21 protein-coding genes and 1 pseudogene are annotated in these 20,045 nt (G+C 72.3%); 8 read left to right on the forward strand and 14 right to left on the reverse strand.

Features of this window, described 5'->3' with window-relative positions; genetic code table 11:
- Window positions 1-131: 131 nt before the first annotated feature.
- The gene (locus MTQ01_RS20255; RefSeq protein ID WP_374207815.1) at window positions 132-1,892 is read right to left on the reverse strand and encodes a threonine/serine exporter family protein; all 1,761 of its coding nucleotides are present in this window, start codon (window positions 1,890-1,892) and stop codon (window positions 132-134) included.
- Window positions 1,893-2,397: 505 nt separating this feature from the next.
- On the opposite strand from MTQ01_RS20255, the gene MTQ01_RS20260 reads away from it, so the two are divergent.
- Window positions 2,398-3,357, forward strand: coding sequence for a DUF368 domain-containing protein (locus tag MTQ01_RS20260; RefSeq protein ID WP_247492119.1), 960 nt, complete (start codon window positions 2,398-2,400; stop codon window positions 3,355-3,357).
- Window positions 3,358-3,490: 133 nt separating this feature from the next.
- Here the strand turns inward: MTQ01_RS20260 and MTQ01_RS20265 are convergent, their stop codons facing one another.
- Window positions 3,491-4,246 carry a MerR family transcriptional regulator gene (locus tag MTQ01_RS20265; RefSeq protein ID WP_247492120.1) on the reverse strand — a complete coding sequence of 252 codons (756 nt, stop codon included), beginning with the start codon at window positions 4,244-4,246 and terminating at the stop codon, window positions 3,491-3,493.
- A gap of 176 nt (window positions 4,247-4,422) precedes the next feature.
- Between MTQ01_RS20265 and leuE the strand changes: the two genes are divergently transcribed.
- The 3 genes from leuE (at window position 4,423) to MTQ01_RS20280 (ending at window position 6,830) form a co-directional block, all read left to right on the forward strand.
- A complete protein-coding gene (gene leuE / locus MTQ01_RS20270; RefSeq protein WP_247492121.1) occupies window positions 4,423-5,127 on the forward strand; it encodes a leucine efflux protein LeuE in 705 nt (234 codons plus the stop codon).
- A 32-nt stretch (window positions 5,128-5,159) separates the two neighbouring features.
- Window positions 5,160-5,756 (forward strand): TetR/AcrR family transcriptional regulator, encoded by a 597-nt coding sequence (locus MTQ01_RS20275; protein WP_247492122.1) that lies wholly within the window; start codon window positions 5,160-5,162, stop codon window positions 5,754-5,756.
- Window positions 5,757-6,095: 339 nt separating this feature from the next.
- On the forward strand, window positions 6,096-6,830 hold the full coding sequence (locus MTQ01_RS20280; RefSeq protein ID WP_247492123.1) for an SDR family NAD(P)-dependent oxidoreductase: 735 nt from the start codon (window positions 6,096-6,098) through the stop codon (window positions 6,828-6,830).
- 105 nt (window positions 6,831-6,935) lie between these two features.
- Here MTQ01_RS20280 and MTQ01_RS20285 read toward each other — a convergent pair whose 3' ends face one another.
- From MTQ01_RS20285 to MTQ01_RS20305, 5 genes and pseudogenes are all read right to left on the reverse strand, one after another.
- Window positions 6,936-7,271: a DUF427 domain-containing protein gene (locus MTQ01_RS20285; RefSeq protein ID WP_247492282.1), complete on the reverse strand. Its 336-nt coding sequence runs from the start codon at window positions 7,269-7,271 to the stop codon at window positions 6,936-6,938.
- A 9-nt stretch (window positions 7,272-7,280) separates the two neighbouring features.
- A pseudogene (locus MTQ01_RS20290) lies at window positions 7,281-7,907 on the reverse strand (PadR family transcriptional regulator); the annotation flags it as partial.
- Between the two features lie 158 nt (window positions 7,908-8,065).
- Window positions 8,066-8,638 (reverse strand): DinB family protein, encoded by a 573-nt coding sequence (locus MTQ01_RS20295; RefSeq protein ID WP_247492124.1) that lies wholly within the window; start codon window positions 8,636-8,638, stop codon window positions 8,066-8,068.
- A gap of 212 nt (window positions 8,639-8,850) precedes the next feature.
- Window positions 8,851-10,308 (reverse strand): aldehyde dehydrogenase family protein, encoded by a 1,458-nt coding sequence (locus MTQ01_RS20300; RefSeq protein ID WP_247492125.1) that lies wholly within the window; start codon window positions 10,306-10,308, stop codon window positions 8,851-8,853.
- Between the two features lie 59 nt (window positions 10,309-10,367).
- Entirely contained in the window at window positions 10,368-11,207 is an 840-nt protein-coding gene (locus tag MTQ01_RS20305) for a helix-turn-helix transcriptional regulator (protein ID WP_247492126.1), read from the reverse strand.
- 340 nt (window positions 11,208-11,547) lie between these two features.
- Between MTQ01_RS20305 and MTQ01_RS20310 the strand changes: the two genes are divergently transcribed.
- A complete protein-coding gene (locus tag MTQ01_RS20310; protein ID WP_247492128.1) occupies window positions 11,548-12,102 on the forward strand; it encodes an ATP-binding protein in 555 nt (184 codons plus the stop codon).
- 338 nt (window positions 12,103-12,440) lie between these two features.
- On the opposite strand, the gene MTQ01_RS20315 is transcribed toward MTQ01_RS20310, so the two are convergent.
- The 5 genes from MTQ01_RS20315 to rpmG form a co-directional block, all read right to left on the reverse strand.
- Entirely contained in the window at window positions 12,441-12,680 is a 240-nt protein-coding gene (locus MTQ01_RS20315) for a DUF397 domain-containing protein (protein ID WP_247492130.1), read from the reverse strand.
- Between the two features lie 323 nt (window positions 12,681-13,003).
- Entirely contained in the window at window positions 13,004-13,240 is a 237-nt protein-coding gene (rpsR, locus tag MTQ01_RS20320) for a 30S ribosomal protein S18 (protein WP_247492131.1), read from the reverse strand.
- Window positions 13,241-13,443: 203 nt separating this feature from the next.
- Complete coding sequence (locus tag MTQ01_RS20325) at window positions 13,444-14,646, reverse strand: GTP-binding protein (protein WP_247492133.1); 1,203 nt, start codon at window positions 14,644-14,646, stop codon at window positions 13,444-13,446.
- Complete coding sequence (locus MTQ01_RS20330) at window positions 14,643-14,900, reverse strand: type B 50S ribosomal protein L31 (protein ID WP_247492135.1); 258 nt, start codon at window positions 14,898-14,900, stop codon at window positions 14,643-14,645. The genes MTQ01_RS20325 and MTQ01_RS20330 overlap by 4 nt, the downstream gene beginning before the upstream one ends.
- A gap of 155 nt (window positions 14,901-15,055) precedes the next feature.
- On the reverse strand, window positions 15,056-15,220 hold the full coding sequence (gene rpmG / locus MTQ01_RS20335) for a 50S ribosomal protein L33 (protein WP_211042231.1): 165 nt from the start codon (window positions 15,218-15,220) through the stop codon (window positions 15,056-15,058).
- Window positions 15,221-15,274: 54 nt separating this feature from the next.
- Between rpmG and rpmB the strand changes: the two genes are divergently transcribed.
- Both rpmB and rpsN read left to right on the forward strand, forming a co-directional pair.
- Window positions 15,275-15,511: a 50S ribosomal protein L28 gene (gene rpmB, locus MTQ01_RS20340; RefSeq protein ID WP_211042230.1), complete on the forward strand. Its 237-nt coding sequence runs from the start codon at window positions 15,275-15,277 to the stop codon at window positions 15,509-15,511.
- On the forward strand, window positions 15,511-15,816 hold the full coding sequence (gene rpsN / locus MTQ01_RS20345; RefSeq protein WP_247492137.1) for a 30S ribosomal protein S14: 306 nt from the start codon (window positions 15,511-15,513) through the stop codon (window positions 15,814-15,816). The genes rpmB and rpsN overlap by 1 nt, the downstream gene beginning before the upstream one ends.
- A gap of 183 nt (window positions 15,817-15,999) precedes the next feature.
- Here the strand turns inward: rpsN and ggt are convergent, their stop codons facing one another.
- Window positions 16,000-17,844, reverse strand: coding sequence for a gamma-glutamyltransferase (gene ggt, locus MTQ01_RS20350; protein ID WP_247492138.1), 1,845 nt, complete (start codon window positions 17,842-17,844; stop codon window positions 16,000-16,002).
- A gap of 279 nt (window positions 17,845-18,123) precedes the next feature.
- Between ggt and MTQ01_RS20355 the strand changes: the two genes are divergently transcribed.
- Window positions 18,124-19,128: a DUF3048 domain-containing protein gene (locus tag MTQ01_RS20355; protein ID WP_247492139.1), complete on the forward strand. Its 1,005-nt coding sequence runs from the start codon at window positions 18,124-18,126 to the stop codon at window positions 19,126-19,128.
- A gap of 157 nt (window positions 19,129-19,285) precedes the next feature.
- Here the strand turns inward: MTQ01_RS20355 and MTQ01_RS20360 are convergent, their stop codons facing one another.
- Complete coding sequence (locus MTQ01_RS20360; RefSeq protein WP_247492140.1) at window positions 19,286-19,915, reverse strand: hypothetical protein; 630 nt, start codon at window positions 19,913-19,915, stop codon at window positions 19,286-19,288.
- Between the last annotated feature and the right edge of the window lie 130 nt (window positions 19,916-20,045).

Consider the following 20,045-nt stretch of genomic DNA (forward strand, 5'->3'; position numbering starts at 1 on the left):
GACGAGAAGGGCGCGTCCCTCGGGACGCGCCCTTCTCGTCTGCACGGACACAGCCACCGGCTCCGGGTGACGCCCATGCCGCAGACAAAAGACGCGCGTCGGAGCCGGGTGTCGTACGGGCCGGGGCTGCGTCAGAAGCCGCGGGTGCGCTTGGCGGCGCGACGGCCGGGCAGCGGTGTCTCCAGACCGGGCGTCTTGATGAAGAGCCGGGCCAGCTCGCCGCCCAGGTTGACGCCGATGGCGATGGCGAGCGCCAGCGCAGCCGCCGTGGCGAGGTACTGGAAGCCCTTGTCCGTGTTGCCCTGGGCGATGCCGAGCAGCCCGAAGTAGGTGGCGCTACCGGGCAGCAGCGGGCCGATCGCCGCGGTGATGTACGGCATCGCGGAGGCGAACTGGTACCGGGAGAGCAGCTGCCCGAAGAGTCCGACCAGTCCGGCGGCGGCGACCGTCGCCGGTACCGGGTCGATCTCCACCGTGTGCGCGAGGGTCGCGAAGATCAGCCAGGCGACACCGCCGTTCAGGGTGGCCCACAGCACCGTGCGCAGCTCCTGCTGGAGCAGCACGCAGAAGGCGAACGCCAGCAGCATCGCGGCGAACAGCTGGGTGACGGGGCGCTCGATGGAGTAGACGGTGTCGGGATCGAATCCCGGCCCGAACTGCTCGCCGAGGTAGAGCACCAGCAGCACGCCGCAGACGATGCCGACGATCAGGTACATGACCTCCAGTAGTCGGGCGGCGGCGGTGATGTAGTAACCCGTCAGGCCGTCGTGCACGGCCGCGACCAGCGCCCTTCCGGGAATCAGGGCGAAGAGCCCACCGGTGATCACCGCGGAGGCACGCACGCCGTCGAAGACCTCGTGGAGGCCCATGGTGACCATGACGCCGATGGCGGCGGGCGGCATCGCCGCGGCCACGAACTGGTAGAACTCGGGCAGCCCACGGCTTGAGCACAGCCAGGCGAGGCGGTCGCCGGCCATCGCGCCGAGCGCGGCCAGTACGAACACCAGCGGACCGCCGCCGACCAGGGTGGCGGCGGCGCCGGCGAGCAGCCCGGTGGCCATGGTCAGCTCGTTCTTGCTGAACGGGTGCCGGTTGCGGCGGATCTCCGCCAGCGTCCGGTACGCCTCCTCCAGCGTGACCTCGGAGGAGGTGATGTCGTCCACCAGCCGGAACACGGCGGCCAGCCGGGTGTAGTCGGTGCCGCGCCGGCGCACCGTACGGCTCAGGCTCACCGGGTCGTCGACCAGCGAGGGCTGGTAGGTGACCGAGAGAAGCGTGAAGGTGACGGTGGGTTCGCAGCGGTCGAGCCCGTAGGCGTGCGCCACGGCGAACATGGAGGTCTCCACGTCCTCCGCGCCCTCACCGCCCGCCAGCAGCAGCTCCCCGATGCGGAGCGTGAGGTCGAGCACACGAGGCGCGGCCGGGCCGGTCTCGTCCTCGCCGCGGGGCGAGGGCTCGGGCGCGGGCCGCTCGGCCAGCGGCATCCGGACCATCGTGCGCATACGGTCCTGCCAGGGCGCCGCCCGCCTCGCCATCGGCCCACGGCCCGCGGTCGTCGGCACACCCCCGGCGGGAGTGAACTGGAAGGCGCTGCCCGGCTGTTCGCGCTCGGGCAGCCGGAAGCCCTCCGGTACGGCGAACTCCGACGTCGGGTGCTCGTCCACCGGTTCCGGTTCCCGCGCCAGCAGGCCCTTGGGCACGGCGAACTCGGACGTGGGGTGTTCGTCCTGCGGAAGCGGCGGCATCGGCACCCCGAAGGGCGGGGTGAAGGTGCTGTGGCCGTCCTCGTAGTCGTCGTAGTCGTAGAGGGAGTCCGCGTCGTCGACCGGGCCCTCCGGCCACTCCTCGTCGAAGTCCTCGGCGAGAGCCCGCCGGGGGACGCCGGCCGGCAGTCCCACGGCGCCGTCCGGCTCGGCGGCACCAGGCTCGTCCTCCGGTTCGGCGTCCGGCTCGTCGGCCGGTTCCGCGGCGGCAGGTTGGGCGTCGGATTCGGCGGCGACCTCCTCCGCGATGGCCTCCTCGACCGCGGCCTCCTCGGCCTCGGCGGCCCGCTCCGCGCTCTCGGCGTCCTCCGCCGACGGGGCGTCGGGCGACGCGTCCGCTCCGCGCGCGTGCTCCCGCTCGGACTCCGGACGCCCGGCGGCGTCCGGCCCGGCAGCCGGCCTGCGGCTCGTCGCGGGGGTCGCGCCCCCGGACCCCGGACGCTTCCCGCGTTTGTCCCCGACCACGTCCTGCCACTCCTCCGTCACGCGAGACCCGTCGGCTTCGGACCTTCCCAACTGTCCACTGTTTCACCAGGTGGCGAGAGGTGCCTCTCCCCTGCTGGGTGCCCACGAGGCGCAGCATAGGATGTAGCCCGTTCAACCGCCTGTGGAGCCCGTACGGAAACAGGAGATCATGGCGCCGAGCAACAGCAACTCCCTCGGGACACGCGCGTTCAATGTGTTCAGGGGCGGCCTGATCGGCGTCGTCGAGGTCGTACCGGGGGTCAGCGGCGGAACGGTCGCGTTGATCATCGGTGCCTACGAGACGCTCATCAACGCCGCCGGTCACATCACCAGCGCCGTGCGGCTCGCGATCTCCGATCTGCCGCGGGGCAGGGGCGGTGCACGGGCCAAGGAGGAGCTGCGCCGGGCGGACTGGCCGATGGTGCTGCCGATGATGATCGGCATGGTGTGCGCACTGGCACTCGGCGCCAAGCTGGTCGCCCCGCTGGTGGAGAACCACCAGCAGTACGCGTTCGCGCTCTTCTTCGGGCTGGTGCTGGCGTCGCTGTACATCCCGTACACGCACTCCGGTCAGCGCTGGAAGCCGCTGAACTACCTGGTGGCAGCGGCGATGGGGCTGGGCGCCTTCTTCCTGACGGGGCTGACCCCGGCGGAGGTGACGGCGAACCCGCTGACCGTGTTCTTCGGCGGCTCCATCGCGATCTGCGCCCTGGTGCTGCCCGGACTCTCCGGCTCCTTCCTGCTCCTGACCATGGGCCTCTACCAGCCGGTCATCGACGCGGCCAACGACCGCGACCTGGCGCTGCTCGGCTCGTTCGCACTCGGCTGCGCGCTCGGGCTCGGGCTCTTCGTGAAGGTGCTGAAGTGGGTGCTGGAGCACCACCACCACATCGCGATCGTCGTCATGACCGGTCTGATGGCCGGTTCGATGCGCGCGCTGTGGCCCTGGCAGGACGACGACCGGAACATGTACGCGCCGGGTGACGGCGCCCCCGCGACCTTTACCCTGATGGCTTTCGGCTTCGCGCTGGTCGTCACCGTGATCGTCGCCGAACGCCGTATCCGGCAGGCGAAGGAGCGCCGGGCGGCCCTGCCCGAGCGCGGCCGCCGCAAGCACGCCAGGGTCTGACCCACCCGCCCGGCGCCGGACGCCCGGGCGAGGCGGCCGGACGCGTACGAGCCCGGCCCGTACTGCCCGCGCGCGGGTGGCACCGGCGGTCCGTACCCGCGTCGCCCGCGTCGCCCCCGCGTCGCCGTCCGGCTCAGGAGCGGCGGTCGGCGTTCGCGTGCACCGCTTCCCGCAGATACGTCGCGAGGCCCGGCCCGAAGGCGTCGTACGTCGCGGTGAACCGCTCGTCGGCGACGTACATGTCGGCCAGCCCGCGGTGCATCTCGTAGCCGCACTCGTAGTGGTGGCCGATCCAGGCCCGGTGCTCCTCCGCCAGATCCATCGCCCGTACGGAGTCGGCGGGTTCGCCGGACTCCCGCAGCGCGGCGAGGCGGCGGCACAGGCCGTCGTGCTCGGCCATGATCCGCTGCCAGTCCTCCTTGGTGTACGAGGCGGCGCAGCGCCGCGACTGCCGGTACGCCTCGGTGCCGCCCCAGCGTTCCTCGGCCTCGGCCTCGTAGAGGTCCGGATCGTGGTCGCCGAAGACCTCGAACTTCTCCTCGGGGGTCAGGTTGACGCCCATCGTCTGTGCCTCCAGGGTGCGTTGAACGGCGGCGGCCATCTTCCGCAGCTGCTCGATCCGCCCGGTGAGCGCGCGGTGCTGACGCCGCAGATGTTCGAGCGGGTCGGTCGTCGGATCGTCGAGGAGCAGTGCGATCTCTTCGAGCGGGAAGCCGAGCTCCCGGTAGAAGAGGACGCGCTGCAACCGGTCGAGGTCCGCGTCGCTGTACCGGCGGTGTCCGGCAGGGGTGCGTTCGCCGGGCGTGAGCAGGCCGAGTTCGTCGTAGTGGTGCAGCGTGCGCACCGTGACCCCGGCGAGACTCGCGACCCGGCCGACGGAATGGCCCATGTGCGCCTCCTTGGTGAGTGGAACGGCACCACTGTCCGTCCTCACGTCGCGTGAGGTGCAAGCCCGGCGCTCACCCCGCCCGGCGCTCACCCCGCCCGACGCCCGTCCGCCCCTCGGCTGTCCGGATGGCAAAACGCCGTTTTGGTCCTTACCCGCCGCGTGCCAGGCTACGACCCATGCTGGGTATCACCGACCTTCCCACCTACCTCGTGGGTCTCGCCCTCATCGTGCTGCTCCCCGGGCCGAACTCGCTCTACGTCGTCTCGGTCGCGGCCCGCCGCGGGGTGCGTCCGGGGTACCAGGCGGCCTGCGGGGTCTTCTGCGGGGATGCGGTGCTGATGGCGCTCTCGGCGGGCGGCGTGGCCTCGCTGCTGCAGGCGAGCCCGTTGGCGTTCTCGGTGGTGAAGTACCTCGGCGCCGGCTATCTGAGCTGGCTGGCGATTGGGCTGCTGCGGGGCGCGTGGCAGCTGTGGCGGCGCCGCGCGGAGGCGCCGGAGTCCGCCGCCGCGGGCACCGAAGAGGGCACCGGGCAAAGCACCGGACCGGCCGCGGCAGGTACGAGCGGCCGCGGGCCGGCACGTGAACTCCCGTTCCGCCGGGCGCTGTTGGCCAGCCTGCTGAACCCGAAGGCGATCCTCTTCTTCGTCTCCTTCTTCGTCCAGTTCGTCGATCCGGCCTACCCGTACCCGGCGCTCACGTTCGTGGTGCTCGGGCTGTGGGCGCAGCTGTTCAGCTTCGCCTATCTGTCGCTGCTGATCTTCGGCGGTACGCGGCTGGCGGCGGCCTTCCGCAGCCGGCGGCGTCTCCAGGCGGGCGCCTCGGCGGCGGCCGGCACGGCGTTCCTCGGCTTCGCGGCGAAGCTTTCGCTCACCAGCGGCTAGCGGGGCCGCCCGGAGCCAATACGCTGAAGGGCATGGCCCGACCCCGGAAGTTCGACGAAGACCGCGTCCTGCTCGCCGTCCGCGACGAGTTCTGGGACAAGGGCTACGCGGCGACGTCGCTGGAGGACCTGCTGCGCGTCAGCGGACTTGGCAGGGGCAGCCTCTACGGCGCCTTCGGGGACAAGCGGCAGCTGTTCCTGCGGGTGCTGCGCGAGTACGACGACGCGAACCTGCTGAGCCTGCGCGAGCGCCTGGAGTCGGCGACACGGAAGATCGACGCGGTGCACGAGTTCGTGCTCGGCCCGGCCGCCGATCCCACCGGGGCGGCTGCGCGCCGTGGGTGCCTGCTCGCCAACAGCAACGCCGAACTCGCCTCCGCCGGCCCGGAAGTGGCCGCCGAGGCCCGCCGCAGCCACCAGGCGATCACGGACCTCCTCACCGAAGCACTGGAGCGCGCCCAGCGCGAAGGCGACCTCGACCCCGGGGCGGACCCCGCCGAGACCGCCCGCACCGTGCTCGTGGCCCAGCTCGGTCTTCTCGCCCTGGGGCGCACCGGCACGGACGTCGACACCCTGGCCTCGGCGGCCCGGTCGACCCTGGCGCGCATCCTGCCCGCCCCCACCCGGTAGCGCGGCCACTCCCCCGCGCACTCTCCCCGATCGCCCCGAGCCCGGTCGCCCCGAGCCCGGGCCGCTCCGAGCCCAACCGCGCCGAGACCGGGCCGCGCCGAGCCCAACCCGCCCCGGGCCAGCCGCGCCCGTGTCCAGCCGCCCGCGCCGAGCCCGTCCGCCAGGAGCGCTCCGGCCTCCGGGAGCGCGGCTCGCTCACGGCGCTCGTCCTGCTCCTCCCGCCCGGGCCGCCTCCTGCCCGACTCCGGCCGCGCAGCCCCCAACCCTTATTCTTGACCGATCAGTCCATATCCCGGAGAGTTATTGACTCAACGGTCCACAATTCTTGAGGAGGACGGCATGGCCGTCTTGGCAGACAAGGTCGCGGTGATCACCGGAGGCAGTACCGGCATCGGTTTCGCCACCGCACGCGCGTTTCGCGACGAAGGCGCGCAGGTGTTCATCACCGGCCGCCGCGAGGCGGCGCTGGAGACCGCGGTCGCCGAACTCGGCGACGGAGTCACCGGGTTGGTGTGCGACGTCGCGGTGCCCTCGGAGCTCGACGCGCTCTATCGGACGGTGCGCGAGCGGGCCGGCCGTATCGACGTGCTGGTCGCCAACGCCGGCATCGGCACCGCGGCACCGCTGGGCGAGGTGACGGAGGAGCTGGTCGACTCCCTGTTCGCCACCAACGTCAAGGGCACGATCTTCACGTTCCAGCAGGCGCTGCCGCACCTGAACGCCGGTGCGTCGGTGGTCCTCACGGGCTCGACCGCCGCGACGCGGCCCGATGCGGGACTGGAGGTCTACGCGGCGTCGAAGGCCGCGGTGCGCAGCCTCGCCCGCGGTTGGGCCCTGAGTTCGCGTGCGCACGGCTTCCGCGTCAACGTGGTGTCGCCGGGCGGCACCCGCACTCCGGGCCTGTTGGAGCTGCTCCCGGCCGAGGTGCTGAAACAGGCCGAGGGCGACGTCCCGCTGGGCCGGCTCGCCGAGCCGGAGGAGATCGCCGCGGTGACCGTGTTCCTCGCCTCGGATGCGGCGAGCTACGTCAACGGCGCCGAGTTCTTCGCCGACGGCGGCTACGCGCAGGTGTGAGCGCCGCGCACCGCACGGCCGGTGCGCGGCCGCTCGGGTCCGGACCCGGGTCCGGACCCGAGAGCGTGCCGCCCCGGACGGGTTCGAAGTGCCGTGCGGGACGGCTCAGTTCGGGAGGATCTCGATCCGTACGTCGTCGCCTTCGCAGAAGCAGAGGTGGTCGCGGACCGCCGCCACCAGCGGTTTGGGACTGGGGTAGCTCCAGGCGATCTCGTCGCCCGGCGTCTCGCGCGGCGCCCAGTAGCGGGCGTCGCCCTTGAACGGGCAGTGGGTGCGCCGCTCGGTCTCCACCAGCTCCGCGGTGCGTACGTCCTCGGGCGGCAGGTAGTAGCGGTCCGGGTAGCCGGTCTCGGTGAGCAGCAGCGGCCGTGCGCTGTCGGCGATCTCGGCCCCGCGCCACGTCACCCGCACCCTGCCCGCGCCGGCCGGTTCGGCGGTCACCTCGATGCGGTGGCTGTGCCCGTCGGCGTACGGGTTCGCCGTGCCCTCGGGCAGGACGTCCGCCTCGCGCTCTCCCTCACCGGCCATCACGTATCTGCCTTCCTCGAGTCGGGCGATGAGCCCTTCGGTCCATGCGGCGGCGCTGTCGGAGGTGTGCACCCACAGGTCCATGATCTCGCCGATGTGGCCCATCTCCGGGGCGGTCGGCCCGCCGGGGCTCCAGTGTGCGTCGACCTCCGCGCGCCAGGCGCGCAGTGCGGCCACCCGGGCGCGCAACAGCTCGATCGCCTCGGCGCGCGGCAGGTCGACGATGAAGCCGACGGCCGAGGTGAGCACGTCCGGCTTCTCGTCGATCGCGGTGAGCGCGTGCCGCAGCAGCCGCAGGAACTCCTCCTCGCCGGCCCCGGTCAGCTCGTACTCGGTGCGGGGCGGTCCGCCGTCGGGGCTCGGCGAGGTGGTGTGGGCGGTCAACAGCTCCTGTTTGGCCAGCTGTTTGAGCGCGTGGTAGATCGATCCGGGCTTTGCGTTCGACCACTCGTGGGCGCCCCAGAACTCCAGGTCGTTGCGGACCATGTAGCCGTGTGCCCGGCCGTGTTGGCGCACGGCGCCGAGCACCAGCAGACGGATCGCGGACATTCCCGGGCCACTCCCTGCAACTTGTGCGGCTCGCCGCGAGGCGCAACGGCGACAGGCACACACCCTAGTCGGGACGATCACCGGGGTGCCGGGACACCTGCCGCACACCTCGGTGCGGCAGGCGCGCGCCGGTCGGACCGCTCAGCGCCGCCGACCGCTCAGCGCCACTCCTCGGGGAGGGTGAAGTCGCCGTTGGCGATCATGAGGTCCACTGCGGTCCGGCCGTCCAGGGTCTCCCGCACGAGGTCGGCGTGGCCGCTGTGCCGTGCGACCTCCTCGATCAGGTGCAGCAGCGCCCAGCGCCAACTGCGGGTGCCGCCCGCGTCCCAGGGCGCCGGCGGCACCTCGAACGTCTCGTCCAGGGACGGGAGTTCGCGGACGGTGCGCTCCGTCTCGGCCGCGATCTCCTCGTACGCGGCCAGGAGCGCCTCCAGGCTCTCCTCCTCGCCCTCGGCGGTGAAGGACTTCTCCTGCTGGGCGAGGACCTCCGGGTCGCTGTAGTCGACGGTCTCCTTGCCGCTCATCAGCCGCAGCCAGTCCGCCTCGCCCTGGCTGACGTGCTTGAGGATGCCGGCGAGGGAGAGTGCGCTCGCGCTCGGCGTGCTGCGGGCCTGCTCGTCGGTGAGTCCGTGGACGGATCGTCGGACCGACTGCCGCTGTGCGTCGAGGTAGCCGAGCAGCGCGCCGGCTTCGTCTCCGCGGGCCTCTGGCTTGGTGGGGATGGCGCTCATGGGATCGACCTTTCGCGTGGGCGTCGTGGCGACAGGCGTCGGGGGCCGGTCCGGCCCTCACCACTGATCAGCACGCTACGGACCCTTGCGGTCGACTTCTGTCCGCAAGGGTCCGGGGTCGGGAAACCGCTCCGTCGCGGGCGGGGCTCAGCACCCGCAGCGGGCGGTGCGCCGGGCGAACGCCGCGCGGGGGCCGGGGCAGCGCGGCGGCGTCAGAACGGGAAGCCGCTGCGGCCGTGCTGGATCGCGATCCACTTGGTCGTGGTGAACGCCTCCACGAACTGGTCGCCGTTGAGGCGGCCGAGGCCGGAGTGCTTCTCCCCGCCGAACGGGACGATCGGCTCGTCCGCCACGGTCGAGTCGTTGACGTGCATCATCCCGCTGCGCACCCGGCGGGCGAACGCGACGCCGCGCTCGACGCTCGCGGTGTGGACGGCGCCGCCGAGTCCGTAGGGCGTGTCGTTGGTCACCCGCAGGGCGTCCTCCTCGCCGTCGACCGCGATGATCAGCGCCACCGGCCCGAATATCTCCTCGCGGCGCAGCGCGGAGTCCTCGGGGATGTCGGTGAGCACGCTCGGCCAGACGAGGTTGCCGTCGGACTCGCCGCGAAGCAGCGCGGTCGCGCCTTCGTCGACGCCCTGCTGCACGGCCGCGGCGACCCGCTCGGCCTGGCCGGAGTTGATCAGCGGACCGATCAGGGTGTCCGGGTCGCCGGGGTCGCCGACCTTGAGACCGCGCACCTTGGCGACGAACTTCTCGGTGAACTCCTCGGCCAGCGAACGGTCCACGACGATGCGGTTCGCGGCCATGCAGACCTGGCCCTGGTGGACGTACCGGCTGAAGACCGCCGCGTCGACCGCGTAGTCGACGTCCGCGTCGTCCAGCACGACCAGGGCGCTGTTGCCGCCGAGTTCGAGCACGGTCTGCTTGAAGTGGCTCGCGGCGACCGTCGCGACGTGCCGGCCGACCCGGTCGGAGCCGGTGAAGGAGATGACCTTGGGCACCGGGTGCGCGATGAAGGCGTCCCCGACCTCGGCGATGTCGGTCACGATCACGTTCAGCAGGCCGCCCGGCAGTCCGGCCTCCTCCAGGACCCTGGCGACCAGCGTGCCGCCGCAGATCGGGGTGTTCTGGTGCGGCTTGAGGACCACGGCGTTGCCCAGGGCGAGCGCGGGGGCGACGGTCTTGAGGGAGAGCAGGAAGGGGAAGTTGAAGGGCGAGATGACGCCGATGACACCGACGGGCTCGCGGTAGACGCGGTTCTCCTTGCCGTCCACGGGCGAGGGCATGATGCGGCCCTCGGGGCTCAGCGCCAGGTGCACCGCCTGCCGCAGGAACTCCTTGGCCAACTGCAGCTCGAAGTCCGCCTTCAGCCGGGTTCCGCCGAGCTCGGCGACGATCGCGTCGGCGATCTCCTGCTCGCGGTCCTCGATGACGCGCAGCGCACGCTCGAAGACGAGCCTGCGGGTGTACGGACTGGTCTCGGCCCAGACGGCCTGCCGGCGTTCGGCCGCCCGGTACGCCTCGTCGATCTCCTCGACGGTGGCGACGGTGATCGAGCAGAGCTTGTCACCGTTGTACGGGTTGAAGTCGATGATGTCCCAGGAGCCGCTCCCCTGACGCCATTCGCCGTCTATGTACTGCGAGGCCAGATCCGTGAAGTAGGGCATGCCGGTCCTTCGAAGAGTCACGTGGTCAGCAGTCGATGGTGCGTCATCGTAGCCACGGGTCAGGTGAGTTGACGCAGCTTGTGGAGGTAGACGCGGGTTTCCTCCGGCGAGAGGCAGTTGTCGGTGAGGCGACGCATGACGCCCGCGTACTGACCGACCTCGTCGGGCTTGTCGAGGTAGAGCGAGCCGGTGAGCTGCTCCAGGTAGACGACGTCGGGGATCTCCGGCTCGGGGAAGCTCAGGACGGTGAACGCGCCGCTCTCCGCGGGGTGTCCGCCGAGCTCGAAGGAGGTGATCTGAAGCGTGATGTTGGGCAGCTCGGACAGCTCCGCGAGGTGGGCGAGCTGGGCGTCCAGGATGGCGTGGCTGCCGAAGGGTCTGCGCAGGGTGGCCTCGTCCAGCACACAGCGCAGCTGGGCCGGGTTCTCCTGGTGGAGGAGCTTCTGGCGGGCCATCCGCAGCGCCACCCGGCGCTCGACCTCGCTCTCGGCCACCTGCTCGCGGTGGCCGCTGGAGACGACGGCGTGGGCGTAGGCCTCGGTCTGCAACAGGCCGTGCACGAACTGGACTTCATAGGTGTCGATGGCGCAGGCGGCGCCCTCCAGGCCCACGTACGTCTGGAACCAGGAGGGCAGTACGTCGCTGTAGCTGTGCCACCAGCCGGCGATGCTGGACTCGCGCGCGAGGTTGAGCAGGGGCTCGCGCTCCACGTCCTCCACCACCCCGTAGAGCGTGAGCAGGTCCGCCACGTCCCGCGCCTTGAAACTCACCCGTCCCAGCTCCATCCGGCTGATCTTGGATTCGGAGGCGCGGATCGCGTAGCCCGCCGCCTCCCGGGTCACCCCCCGCGCCTCCCTGAGACGGCGCAACTGGGAGCCGAGCAGGATGCGGCGGACCATCGAACCGCCTGTCCCGCTCGGGGCGTTCACTCCACTTGCCCCAGTTGATCCGATCACTCCACCTGTCACCGGATTTGCTCCTATACAGATAAGACGCCCGCCCAGATTCAGCTTGCAGTCTGCCATCTTTGCGCTTCGTTGAGTGCCCGCACGATTACACACGATCGAAAGTTACGCGTGCACGTGCATCTGCCCTTGCATCCGCCGACTGCATTGGCAACCATGGAGTCAGCCCAAGTGCACCGTGTGCGCGACCAATTGGGCTCCCGAGCGATCGGGAGTGCGCCGTCATCGGATCCGCGAGGATCTGCGCCGCCGTCCAGCCAGGGGGACCAACGTCATGGCGACCAAAGGACAGACCGTGCTCGAGCCCTTATGGCGAGGGCATTCGTCATCCAGCCACGACCCGCTCTCCGGTTCCGCCACCTGCATCCTGTCCTCGCACTACGAAGCGGTCGGCACCGCGCGGGAGTTCGCCCAGACGACACTGGCGAGCTGGCAGCTCCCGCGGTACTGCGACGACGTCACCCTCGTCGCCTCCGAGCTGGTGACCAACGCGCTGCGGCACGCGGTTCCCAGCAGGTGCCGCACCCGTTCCGCCCCGTCCGACGAGCCCCTGGTGCGACTGCATCTCATGCGCTGGGCCTCGCGGTTGGTGTGCGCGGTCCGCGACCCGAGCCTGCACGCGCCGATCACCGAGGACGGCAGCGCGTACGGGACCGAGCGGCTCGCCGACTACGCCGACGACGACGCGGAGTCGGGCCGCGGCCTCTTCCTGGTCGAGGCGTTCAGCGACAGCTGGGGCTGGGAGACGGTCGAGGGCAACCCCTCGGGCAAGGTCGTGTGGGCGCTCTTCCGACTGCCCGGAGCGGGAAGCTCCGGGATGTCCGCCTGAGGCGGCGGACCGCACAGCAGGTGTGGCGCACGGAACGGGGGCTGAGCCGCGGGGGCCGGCGCCACACCTCACCCCCCGCGCGCCCTGCGGCCGGTGCGGCCTGCGCGCAGGGCGGTTCGCGCGCGCGTGACGGACAGGATGTACGTGCCGCGCGGGCGCGACGCGTGGATGACGAGCCCGACGCGCCTGCCCGACCGGGCCTGCGGGACACGGGCGTTGGGCCGGACACGGGCGTCGAGCCGGGTGCAGGCGTTGAGCCGGAGGCGGGTCGCGGGCGCTCGGCGCGACGGCGATCCGTGCACACCGCCCAACGGGCGCCGACGCCCGCCCGTACGGGCTCAGTCGACGATCAGATGGTCGAACTCCCCGTCCTTGACGCCCAGCAGCAGCGCCTCGACCTCCGCCGGCGTGTAGACGAGCGCGGGGCCGTCGGGGAAACGGGAGTTGCGCATGGCGACGTCCCCTCCAGGCAGCTTGGCGAACTCCACACAGGTGCCCTGGGAGTTGCTGTGCCGACTCTTCTGCCACACGACCCCGTGGAGATCCTTGGACGCCATGCCGTTGTGTGCGTGGTGCATCGGACACTCCCAGGTAGTTCAGGACCCAACTTCCGGGGATGATAGCTGCGTTCACGTGCCAATGCATTTGCCAATGCACGTGCACGACAGCCTGTCGTGACGCCATCACCCCCGGTCAGAGGCATGGAAGCCGAACCAACCCCTGTGTCGTCCGATGACGAACTCCGGGTAACCATCAGCACCCCGCCCACTACTGACACTTGCTTAGACGCGCGAGGCGGCCAACAGGTTCACCCCGCGGCGCCGCGCACTGCGGACGGGTCTCGTCCGGGCGTGGCGCCGCGGGGCGGCAGGTGCGCAAATCGCGCACGGGCAGGGTGGGTTCAGCGGGACACGTACGGCAGCAGCGCCATCTCGCGAGCGTTCTTGATCGCCCGCGCCAGCTGTCGCTGCTGGCGCCGCGTCACCCCGGTCACGCGGCGGGCACGGATCTTCCCCCGATCGGAGACGAACCTCCGCAGCAGATCGGTGTCCTTGTAGTCGATGTACGTGATGCCGGCCGCGTCCAGGGGGTTGGGACGCGACTTGGCGGGGCGGCGGGCAACGGAGCGCGTGGGCACGGGCGTTCCTCGATCTGTACGGGACGGGACGGGCTGTACGGGACGGGACGGGCGGTACGGGACGGACGGGCGGGCGGATGCACCGGCAGGCGGGGACGGTGGGGCGTTCCGGACGCGAGTGCGGGTGCGAGCGCGGGTGCGAGCGCGGGTGCGAGCGCGGGTGCGAGCGCGGGTGCGAGCGCGGGTGGGGGCGCGGACGGGGGCTATGCGGCCTGGTCGAGCAGGTCGTCGAAAGCGGTCGACAGCTGCTTCCAGCCGACCCGGCCGGCCGCGTACTCGGCTTCGGTGAGCAGACAGGACTCCAGCAGCGCCGCGAGGTTCTCCCGGTCCAGGTCCGGCGAGACGAAGACCAGATGCTGTACGCGGTCGCCGTGTTCGGGGTCCCAGTCCAGGGCCGCGGCGGCACGACGCACCGGCGGGGCCAGATCCCAGGCGGCGTCCGGAAGCGAGGCGAGCCAGGGGCCGACGCTCTCGACGCACAGCGCGCCGCCGGCGCAGTCCCAGTGCAACAGGGTGTCGGGACGGTCGGCGAGCCAGAACCGGCCACGGCTGCGGGCGGCGGCGCAGCACAGCTCCTCCAGCGCCGCGTACAACCGTCCCGGGTGGAAGGGGCGGCGACTGCGCCAGACCAGGGTGCCGACCCCGTCGGCGGATCCGTCCTGGGGCAGCAACGCGCAGGCGGGGTGCTGCCGTTCGGCGGCTTCGGCGACACCGAAGCCCGCGGTGGCGGCGGAGGGGAAGTCGGGGTGGGCCACCGGCAGTCGACGCGCGGTGGGGTGGAGTTGGGCGAGCAGCGCCCGGTCGGTCTCGTCCGGCACCTCCTCGCCCTCGACGAGCGCCAGCACGTTCGGGTACTCCAGCTGCCTGGCGAAGGTGTCGGCGACGGTGCGCTGGTCGGAGGGTGCGGCGGCGAGCCCGGCCTCGGCGAGATCGTCGCCGTTGGCGAGAGTGGGGAGCACCAGGGCCGGGTCCACGGCCACGACGACTCCCGCCAGGCGCAGTTCGTCTCCGGCGTGCGCGGCGACGACCTCGGCCATCGCCTTGGGCTCGACCGAGTCCCACAGCTCGACGATCGCCAGCCGGCAGACCCCGACCCCGGCGAGCCGAAGCAGCTCGGGCACCAGGTCCTCGCGGAGCGCGCAGCAGGCACAGTCGTTGGAGAGCGGGACGTGACCGGTGTCCAGCAGCCCGCCCCGCTCGCGGACGGTGCGGCGCACCGAGCCCGCGGTGGCGTCCGAGAGGTCGTGGTGCAGCGCGACGCTGCCGGGCACCGCGGTGAGCAGCCGCTCCACGGCGGCGCTGCGGGCGTCCCGGTGCAGCCCTCCGACCACGACGACCGGCAGCGCTCCGCCGCGGTCGGAGGGGCCGGGCCGCCGGCCGTGCGCGGTCGGGTCCGGCGGCGTCATCGGCCGCCCTCGCGGCGGGCGTAGCGGCGCTGGAAGCGCTCGACGCGTCCGGCGGTGTCCATGACCTTGGCCCGCCCGGTGTAGAAGGGGTGGCTCGCCGAGGAGACCTCCACGTCGATGACGGGGTAGGTGCGGCCGTCCTCCCACTCGACGGTGCGCTCGCTGGTGGCCGTCGAACGCGTGAGGATCGCGAAGCCGGCGGACCGGTCCCGGAAGACGACGTGCCGGTACGGCGGGTGGATGTCGGGTTTCACAAGCGGACTCATTCCTGGTCTCGGCCCCCGGCCGCGTGCTTCGCGCGCGGCGGGGGTGCGGTCTCGGGTCGATGCGGTCTCTGGCCGATGCGGCCACAGGGTGAGGCGGCCATGGGGTGAGGCGGCCCCGCGGCGGGGTGCGGCCGGGCGGCTGCTCAGCGCTGCTCGCGGAAGAGGACGTGCCGGCGGGCCACCGGGTCGTATTTGCGCAGCTCCAGCCGATCGGGACTGGTGCGGCGGTTCTTGCGGGTCACGTACGTGTAGCCGGTTCCCGCGGTGGACCGCAGGCGGATGACCGGACGGAGGTCGTTGCGTGGCATGGGGGTACTATACACAAACGACAATCGTTTTCATTAAGGAAGAGAGGTGGCCCGATGTCCGCCCACTGCCAACTCACCGGCCGCGCACCGACGTTCGGCAAACAGATCTCGCACTCGCACCGGCGCAGCTCACGCCGCTTCGACCCCAACATCCAGCGCAAGCGCTACTGGCTGCCCTCCGAGGGCCGGCACGTGCGGCTGACGCTCAGCACCAAGGGCATCAGGACGGTCGACACCATCGGCATCGAGCGGGCGGTCGCCCGAATCCGCGCACGCGGCGGGAGGGTCTGATGGCCAAGCGCAGCAAGATCGCGAAGAACGAGCAGCGCAAAGCCGTCGTCGAGCGGTACGCCGCCCGCAGGTCCGAGCTGAAGCGGATCATCCGCGACCCGGCGTCCGGGGAGGGCGAAAGGGCCGCTGCCCAGCGGGAGTTGCGCCGCCAGCCGCGCGACGCCTGTGCGGCCCGGGTGCGCAACCGGGACAGCGTGGACGGCCGTCCACGCGGGCATCTGCGGGCGTTCGGGCTCTCGCGCATCACGATGCGCGAGCTTGCGCACGCCGGCAAGCTGCCCGGCGTGCGCAAGTCGAGCTGGTAGCCGCCCCGCCGGCGCGGAGCCCGGGGTCGGCGGTGCCGCCGCGCCGCCGGCGGTGGCCGGATCCGGTCGGCCGCGTTTACGGGCGGGGCAGGACGCCGTCGTACGCTCCTGCCCCGCCCGGCCCGGACGCTGTCGGCGGCCGGTCGCTGTCGGCGGCCGGTCGGGGTCAGCGGCCGGTCGCGGTCAGCGGCGGTCGGGGTGGACCACCATCGCCGAACCGCCGCCGCCGCGTGTCTTCTCCGCCGCCGCCAGCCACTTGCCGCCGGGCAGCCGCTGGATGCCGGTGGCCCGGCCGATCGAGGCGCTGCGGCTGAACTCGTGTCCCAGCGCCTCCAGTTCGACGCGCACCGGGCTCTCCCACAGCTCCGGTTCGAGGTCGGTGCGCGGGGTGTCCCGCTGGCTCGCACGCGGGGCGTCGATCGCCTCGGGGAGCGACTGGCCGCGGTCGAGGACCCCGGTCAGCAGCTGGAGCACGGTGGTGATGATGGTCGCGCCGCCCGGGCTGCCGACGGCGAGCACCGGGCTGCCCCGCTCCAGCACGATCGTCGGCGCCATGGAGGACCGCGGACGTTTGCCGGAGCCGGGGAGGTTGGGGTCGTGCACCTCGGGGTTGACCGGCTCGAAGTTGAAGTCCGTCAGCTCGTTGTTGAGCAGAAAGCCGCGTCCGGGGACGGTCATCGCACTGCCGCCGGTGGACTCGATGGTCAGGGTGTAGGCGACCACGTTGCCCCACCGGTCCGAGGTGGTCAGATGCGTCGTGCTGACGCCCTCGCGCCCGGAGGGCACCGGCGTGCCCGTACCGCGGTCGCAGTCCTGGGGAGCGTACGGGTTGCCGGGCGCCAGCGGGCTGGTCAGCGCGGCGTCGTCGTCGACGAGACAGGCGCGGGAGTCGGCGAAGCGCTGGGAGAGCAACTGGCGGGTGGGCACCCGCTCCTGGGCCGGGTCGCCCACCCATCGGCCGCGGTCGGCGAAGGCGATCCGGGACGCCTCGATCGAGCGGTGGCGGTGGGTCGTCTCGTCCAGGTCCGACAGCTCGCCGGTCGACTCCAGGATGTTGAGCGCCTCGCCGACCGTGGTGCCGCCGGAGGAGGAGGGCGCCATCGAGTGGACGTCCAGACCGCGGTAGCGGGTGTGGCTGGCGCGCTGCTGTTTGGTCGCGTACCGCCGCAGGTCGCGCAGCGACAGCTCGCCCGGCCGTACGGTCCGCTCGGCGTCGGGGTCCACGCGCGGCGCGTTCACGGTGCGCACGATGTCCCGGGCCACCGGGCCGCGGTAGAAGTCCCGTACGCCCTTGGCCGCCATGCGCCGGTAGGTGTCCGCGAGGTCGGGGTTCTTCAGGGTGCTGCCGACGACGGGGAGTTCGCCGTCCGGCAGGAAGAGGTCCGCGGTGTCGGGGAAGTCGGCGAACCGTTCCTCGTTGGAGGCGGTCTGCTCCCGGAAGTTGTCGTCGACGGTGAAGCCCTCGCGGGCGAGTTTCTCGGCGGGGGCGAGCAGTTCGGCCAGCGGCCTGCTGCCCCAGGCGCGCAGCGCCGCGTCCCAGGTGGCGGGCGTACCGGGGGTGCCGACGCTCAGTCCGCTGTTGACGGCCTCGTCGAACGGCAGCGGCTCGCCGTCCTCCAGGAACAGCTCGCGGTCGGCGGCCAGCGGCGCGGTCTCCCGGCCGTCGACCGTCCGCACCTGACCGGACCGGGCGTCGTAGTGGACGAAGTAGCCACCGCCGCCGATCCCGGAGGAGTACGGCTCGGTGACCCCGAGGGCGGCGGCGGTCGCGACGGCCGCGTCGGTCGCGTTGCCGCCCCGGCGCAGCACTTCGAGACCGGCGGCGGAGGCGTCCCGGTCGACGCTGGCGACGGCGCCGCCGTGGCCCGTCGCGACGGACTCCTTCGGCGGTACGGGTGTCGCGGTCTGCCCCGGCGTGACGGCCGGCTCCGGGGGCGGTCCGGGCGGCGGGGGCGCCGCGGCGGCGACCGTGGCGACCAGGGCCGCCACCGCGACCGACGAACAGCTTCGGGCGAACGAACGACGCATCCGTACCTCCGTTTTGACGGCCCGTGGGCGCGTGAGGGCTGAGCGCGGGGCCAATGTTCCTCCCTTTCGCAGCGGACATGCCGTACATGGAAGGAATTGGGCCGGGTGGACGCGATGACGACCCGAACCTCCCCAATCGGCCCGCCCCGCCCAACCGGCCGACCCGTTGTCGCTGGTCAGTGCAGCTACCGACCAAGCGGTGCGATGGTCTTGACGATTGCCGCGAACCGCTGTGGGGTGTCCCTCTGCCGCCCGCATCCCCACACCGGAAGGCTTGCCATGTCGCGCACCACTCCCCCCACCTCCGCCGAGCCCCGCCGGACCGGCGGCCGCGTCTCCCGCAGGCGGCTGGTCCTGGCCCTGGCCGCCACCGGCGCACTGCTCGCCGGCACCGCCGCCACCTCCTACGCGGGCGAGGACACCACCACGCCCGCCGAGCAGACCTCCCCGTTCACCGGCCTGCCGGCCGAGCCCGCCCCCGTGCTCGCGGTGAAGATCGACAACGCCTCGGGCGCCCGCCCGCACACCAACGTCGAGGACGCGGACATGGTGTACGTGGAGAAGGTCGAAGGCGGGATGAGCCGGCTGATCGGCATCTACTCCAGCCAGCTCCCCGACACCATCGGACCGGTGCGCAGCGCCCGCGAGTACAACGCGGAGCAGCTCCAGACCTTCGACCGCCCGGCCCTGGCCTACTCCGGCGCGCAGAAGGGCGTCGACGAGATCCTCGACAAGTCGCCGATCTTCAACCTCTCCAACGACAACTTCCCCAGCGCCTTCCGCCGTGCCGACGACCGCCCGGCGCCGCACAACCTCTACGTCGACCCGCAGGCCATCCTGGACGAGGCCGGCGAGGCGAGCCTGAGCGCGGACATCGGACTGCGCTTCGGCGACAAGCCCGAGGGCGGCGCACCGACCGAGGAGCGCACGGTCAACTACGGGACCGCCGAGATCGGCGTCAAGTGGTCGGCGGAGGAGGAGCGCTGGCTCGCCTCCTTCGACGGCGAGCCGGCCATGAGCACCGACGGCGAGCAGCTCGGCGGCAAGACGGTGGTGGTCCAGAAGGTGGACATGCCGCCGTCCGACTTCCAGGACCCGACCAACACGACACCGTTCATCGAGACCGTCGGCGAGGGCGAGGCCACGGTGCTGCGCGACGGCGAGGCGTTCGAGACGACCTGGAAGCGCGACAACGAGAAGGACGGCACCACGTACACCCTGCCGAACGGCGAGCCGATGCCGTTCGACCCGGGCCAGACCTGGGTGGTCTACGAGGAGCGCTGACCCCGCCCCGGTGTCCCGTGCGTGTCCTGTGCGCAGCCGCCGCGCCCGGTGGCTGCGCACAGGACACCGCCCCGGGCCCGGCTCGCGCGACCGTGCGCGCGGCGGTCTGCGGGCGGCGTGCACCGGCTGCGCACGGCGTGCAGCGGGGGTCGTGCGGTCAACTGCGTGCGCTTATCCAGGAGTTGGCGGCAGGGCGGAACATCAGCGGGACGGCTGCCAGCACCGCGAGCAGATGCAGCGTGCGGCTCGCCCCGAAGAGCAGGTCGACGGCTCCGGCCGAGGCCAGCGCGTCGCCGACACCGCCGCCGTCCAGAAGGTGTCCCAGCGGCCCGGCCACCAGGGAGAGCGTGCCGAAGACGCCGAGCCCGAACGCCAGCAGCAGCCGCGCCCGGTTGCTGCCCGCGCGCAGCCGCAGGACGAGCCACACCACCGCACCGTAGACCGCGCCGCGAACGAGCAGACCGAGCGCCAGCTCGACGCCGGACGAGTCCGCGTCCGCCGCCAACTGACCGGCGCCCAGCAGCGTTTCGAAGACACCGGCGGCAACAGCCAGCAGCCACAGGGCACTTGAGGCGCGGATCGACGCCGGTACGGGACCGGCCGGCGCGCGCCGCGCCCCGCCCCGTCCGTCCGGGTCCGGGCCCCAACCGCCGTACGCACCAAGGCTGTTCGGGGCCGCGAGAACACCCCGGAGCCCGCCGCGCGTCCGGTGGACGCGCGGCGTCTGCCCGGGACTCTGCCCGGGGCTCGGTCCGGGCCGGTGGTCGGTCGAGCGGGGCTGCGGCATGGCGGGCCTCCCGTGGTCGGGGTCCGGGACGACGTCGGAGACCGGGACGCCGGCGGACCGACGCCGGCACCCGGCGTGTGGTGCCCTGCCATACTCCGGCCCGCTCCGTACCCGGCACACGCCGGTGGGC

The organism is Streptomyces sp. XM4193, assembly GCF_023072595.1.
GTDB lineage: Bacteria > Actinomycetota > Actinomycetes > Streptomycetales > Streptomycetaceae > Streptomyces.